Below are 5226 nucleotides of genomic sequence, written 5' to 3'. Positions count from 1 at the left end.
GGACGGGGGAAATGGTTAAGTTAACCTAAAAAATCCCCCACTCCCCACTCCCCACTCCCCACTCCCTTTTATCCATGAGCGATCGCTTAATTCACATCCTTCTGATTGATGATGACCCGATCTTCCGGTTAGGGCTGAGTACGGCGCTAGAAGGATTTCCTGATTTGCAAGTTGTGGCTGAGTTCGATACGGGTGCAGCCGGGTTGGAATACTTGAGAAACTTGCAGGGGGAAGAGGTCGTAGAGTTAGTAGTGTTGGAACTGGCATTAGGGCGCATTTACCCTCAAGCACTGTCTGGGTTGTCCTTATGTCGGTTGCTCAAGACAGATTACCCTGACTTGCCGATTTTAGTGGTTACGGCTCAATCAGAACCCACTCAACTTGCTGTTGCTAAACAGTTGGGCGTTGAGGGTTACTGTTCTAAGGGATCTTCTATCACCACAATTGTCGAAGCGATACGGCAGTTGCACAGAGGGGAATCGTCTTGGCAGAGGCTACCTGTATCGGTTAGTAGTCTGCAACCTCCGAGCTGGCATCATCGAATGCGCCAATCTGGATTGCGGCAAATTGACGAGGCATTAGCGCAAGCGATCGCACAATTGCAAAATCCTCACCTGTCTAAGCTAGACTGGCTGTTTTGGAACGGACGCCGCCGGGAACTTTTGGCAGCACGTTGGGTGGTGAATCAGCTATTGCCGACGGATGCGATTGTGGTGGAACAGGAAAGGTTCAATACGGAGTTGGCTGATAATCGTTCTCAGAGGCAAGCGATCGCTTCAGAAAACTCATCTACAAGGAGACAACCCTTATCTCGCCTTACCTCTGGGGCGATTACACGCTCAGAACTCAGTCTTAGGAATCAACCCCTCACACTTCTTGAGGTGACGGTGGAAAGGTTACAGTCGGGTTTGCAAAATTTGACCGACACGCCTTTAGAAATTGACATTCTCCAAGGGGAGAGAAAACAGGATGTACTCTATATCGTCTTGAAAAAGTTTGAGGAAGTACTCGACGCACTACGCTTTTCTCAAGTTACACCCGAGCAGCTTCCTCAGAAGCGATCGCGGCTGTTACAAGATTTGTGGCAAGTATCGCTGACGAATTTTTTTGGCAAATATTATACGGTGCCAGTCGGAAATCAGCAGTTTGAACTTGTAGATGTTTTACTGCAAGATGCCGCGCCTGTGCAAATTGACATTTTAGATAAGATTCCGTTGGTGATTGAGTTGCTAGCGAATCAGTTATTTGACGCCCCTTTAATGATTGATAATGTTTCCTATTCAGCCCAGACGCCTGAAGCTTTGGGACGAGCAGAAATCTTGCTGCAAAATTTGATTATTCAAGTGGCAAATGCCGTTGTTCAACCCTTGTTAAATCGTTTTGGGGATGTTGAAACTATCAAGCACAGCTTTTTTGATCGGCAGTTGATTTCGTCACGAGAAATTGCCAGATTCCGTAATAATTTATCGTGGAGATATCGGCGATCGGAATTGTTAGATGAACCAGAAGCTATCTTCGAGAGTCGCTACGATTTATTTGTTCTCAGTGACATCGGTATTAAAAAAACTTCTATTTACGCTCCACGTCGTCAGGAGTTAGAACAACTTCGGGGTATTCGGCTAGCTGTAACCCTTGCCTATGAGTTTCGGGATGCGAGTTCGCCTCGCCTGCGCGGTACGATTGGCTGGTTGGGTAAAGGAGTTGTTTACGTCCTAACCCAGGTAGTTGGTAGAGCGATTGGTTTAGTGATTCGCGGTGTAATTCAGGGGGTTGGGAGTGCCTTAAATGATACGCGATTTGGTAGAAATGGGAAGTAAATGTTGAACAGTTACTCGTCGAAACCTCAGCCTAAAAAAGAAAAGCACCCCTAAAGGTGCTTTCCTCAGTTACTGACAAAAGTCAATTACTTGTTGATTCAAGCCTGCGCCGCTGCCAATTCGGGTTCGGGTGTTGAATCTACTGTTACTGGATAAACGCTGACTTTTTTGCGAACTCTGCCTTTTCTCTCAAAGGTAACGATGCCGTCAATCAGGGAAAACAGAGTGTCATCCTTCCCACGACCAACATTGGTGCCAGGGTGAAACTTAGTGCCGCGCTGACGTACTAAAATATTGCCAGCTCTGACAACTTGACCGCCGAAGCGCTTTACACCTAGCCGCTGGGCATTAGAGTCGCGACCATTACGAGTACTACCTGTACCTTTCTTATGAGCCATAGTCTTCTGCTGTAGTGTTAGTTAGTTCCTAGTCTTATTGTGAGACACTTTTGGGATTCTCTACTGATGTTGATGTCTCGATTGCGGGGGTTTACTCCGCAGCTACTTCTACTTCTGCCGACGCCTCGGCTGTTGTTGGTTCAGAAGTTGGTGTCTCGGTTGACTCAGCATTTATAGCAGCTAGCACCGAACCGTTCATACTGATGGAGTCAATCATCAAGCGAGTAATTTCCTGCCTGTGACCGCGTTTCTTGCGAGTTTTTTTCTTCGGCTTCATCTTGTAAACGATGATCTTGCGACCGCGAAAGTGCCGCATCACCGTACCTTCAACCTGTGCGTCTTCAATGAAGGGTTGACCGATTGTTACCTCACCATCATGCTGAACGAACAAGACCTTGTCGATGGTAACTTTTTCTTCGGGTTTGACCGGTAGCAGTTCAATATCATAAAAGCGACCGGGTTCAACTCGCAATTGTTTACCACCCGTTTCAATAATTGCGTAACTCATGGAATTGTCCTCAAAGGTAAGCCGTACAGGTAGCTGTCTTTTCTCCTGATTAGGACTAACGCATTGGTTTATCATGCTGAAAGCCCTGAACCTAGAACGCCTATCTCGGCAATTCCACGCTCGGAACTCAGCTACTGAATAACCCGATTGTGCCTAAGTCCCCTCTTTGGAGAGGCGATAAATTACTAGGTATCTATCGCTCTGAGCAGCTTTTGGTATATCTCAACCTGATCCGAGCAGGATAATACACGCAATTTCCCATTATCTTTGATTCGTTTGGGTAGTGTCAAGTCTTACTTACTGGAAGAAGGCAGGAGGCATAGGGAGAGCAACTCCGTACCTGCGTTGCTCAAACCCCTTGCCATTATTTTGGGAACTGCGCTGGACGATAGATACAATCCCCAACTTCAACGAAATGGAGCCTTATGGCGAAGCGGAGTAAGTTGGGGTAGTTGAATTGTGGTAGGTTCCACCTGAAACGACAGCATCTGATGCATTTTGATCATCGTCCAACTTCTTGAGTTCTAACACCTCAAATTGGGGCGTTTCTCCCGTCAGATTGGCAGTAGACGCTTGCAGTTCTGCATTCAGCAACGCCCTCCCTTCTTCTATTTCTGGAAAATGCTCCGTGCAACAGGTCAAAATTACCTTACTTCCCGGCACCACTACTTTCGCCAACTCCCAAAAGTTGTTAATTATCTCCTGACGGTCAACTTTTGGTGCCATCTCATCAAAGCCATCGAAAATCAGCAACAACTTACCCATGCGGTTGAGTTGTTCAAAAGCAGAATAACCCGGTAACGGAATCTCATGCTTGCGGAAAAAGAACTCAGAAAACAGCGACTCCACACTCACCGCTTTAGGATAGTCCCGTAACGGAATCACCAAGGGTAGGCGGGGGCGCTCTAACCCCCGTTTTTTCGCCTGACGGTAGCGTTGCAGCACAGTCCAGGCATAGTGAAATGCGAACCACGTCTTGCCTATACCCAACTCACCGAGAATTGAGAGGTGTTCCTTAGCAGGGTCATCTAGCCAACGGTCAATATAACCATCAATCCAACCATCCCGTTCATCATAACGATTAACCGCGATTCTCTGTTTGGTAATCGGGTCAATTTCTGCCTGATTACAAGCTAACGGCATATACATCTGGTCAATTCCCCGCCGCTTCACCTCAGTTTCCAGCCAATTGAGATAGCCACTGAAATCAGCCGCCTCATCTAGAAGTTCGTCAAAGGTATAGCAAAAAAGTTTTCTATTTTCCACCATTTCCACCGCATCTAAGGCAGCGCGGCTGATTCGGTTTGCTGCTACCAGCCACCCTTCATGGATTCTTTGTTTTTCCACCGATTTACGCAATGCCGCGACATCACTAATTGTTGCTTCTCCCTCAATCCCACGCACTAAAATACGGTCATATCCTCGCCGCGATGGGATATCAACAATCCACTCAAAATAATCGGCTTCCCAAACTTCATATCGCTCAAATCGGTAGCCCAAGGTTTCAAACCAACCCCTCATCTGCTGGGCTAAACCAAACACCTTACACTGCTTTTGAATAAAGAACTCTGCCACTGTCATTGCCGACTTGGTTTGTGTTGCCAGTCGCGCCATTTCTGTACGAATTCCCTCCAACGTCGGCAGCCTATCCAGCCGTTGTTGAATGTTACTCAACCGTTGCCGTAAGGTTTCAATTGTCTGATTTTGTCTTACCTCAGCAGGTGTACGGGTCCATTTAGTGATTTCGATAAAAATAGCAGTAAACGCGGCAAATTCTCGACGGGTATCAATGCCTAATTCTCGAATTTTATTCCCTAACGGATACCCAGTAAGCAACTCTTCACCGACTTTGAGTAAGATTGCATGTTTATTGTTCTCAAAAGCTTGGCGGAAAGATTCTTGAATTGATTTTTGCCGAAACAGTTCAAGAATTGCTATGGGTTTACCCACACCATACTCGACCAAGCTATATTGATAAACTCCTGTAAAATCAGTCGGAGGATCTTCTGGATCGAGATTGAGTTTTTTTAGAAATTTGATGACTATTTCATTGCGCTCCAGTTGATTTTTAAAATTCAAAACTGGAAACCCAACAATTGTGCTAATTGTCTCATCAATTATCATCATTACAGAATTCCTTAACAGTCAGATCGTGGATTATAGAGATGCAATCCCTGACCCGAAAGGATGAAGTGTAACGAATAAATCTGAAACCAATAACTTAACGGTGGAACTCCCAGAGAAGCAAGCCGTTAAATTTGTTACTAAATTTGCTGCTATTTCACCATAACAACCAACTACCGCGAGTCCTCCTACCTGTCCACATTGATTCTGCCCTTTGAGTTGGTTGCAGGGTTTTCAACCAATTCGCTAAGGGTGAAGATTAAAATTATAGTTTACGTCGGGTGAGTTACCGTATTTCTGTTCAAGGGGGTGTGGGGAAGAAAGGGACAAGGCGATTGTTGAGGTGTTACTTTACTCCCCCGCTCCCCCGCTCCCCAGC

3 protein-coding genes and 1 pseudogene are annotated in these 5226 nt (G+C 46.1%); 1 reads left to right on the top strand and 3 read right to left on the bottom strand.

All coding sequences use genetic code 11. The features are described from left to right. Nucleotides 1-74 precede the first annotated feature (74 nt). The gene (locus IQ257_RS28700; RefSeq protein ID WP_193882166.1) at nucleotides 75-1817 is read left to right on the top strand and encodes a DUF3685 domain-containing protein; all 1743 of its coding nucleotides are present in this window, start codon (nucleotides 75-77) and stop codon (nucleotides 1815-1817) included. 98 nt (nucleotides 1818-1915) lie between these two features. On the opposite strand, the gene rpmA is transcribed toward IQ257_RS28700, so the two are convergent. The 3 genes and pseudogenes from rpmA to IQ257_RS28685 form a co-directional block, all read right to left on the bottom strand. After that, on the bottom strand, nucleotides 1916-2215 hold the full coding sequence (rpmA, locus tag IQ257_RS28695) for a 50S ribosomal protein L27 (protein ID WP_193882160.1): 300 nt from the start codon (nucleotides 2213-2215) through the stop codon (nucleotides 1916-1918). Between the two features lie 91 nt (nucleotides 2216-2306). Then, nucleotides 2307-2723, bottom strand: a complete 417-nt coding sequence (gene rplU / locus IQ257_RS28690) for a 50S ribosomal protein L21 (protein ID WP_193882163.1) — start codon at nucleotides 2721-2723, stop codon at nucleotides 2307-2309. A 422-nt stretch (nucleotides 2724-3145) separates the two neighbouring features. Then, nucleotides 3146-4847, bottom strand: a pseudogene (locus IQ257_RS28685) (NACHT domain-containing protein); the annotation flags it as partial. Between the last annotated feature and the right edge of the window lie 379 nt (nucleotides 4848-5226).

The sequence above is a fragment of the Coleofasciculus sp. LEGE 07092 genome (genome assembly GCF_015207375.1).
In the GTDB taxonomy this organism is placed as follows: Bacteria; Cyanobacteriota; Cyanobacteriia; order Cyanobacteriales; family Coleofasciculaceae; genus LEGE-07092.
The sequence above is the reverse complement of the archived record's forward strand: the minus strand, read 5'-3'. Positions and strand labels throughout refer to the sequence as shown.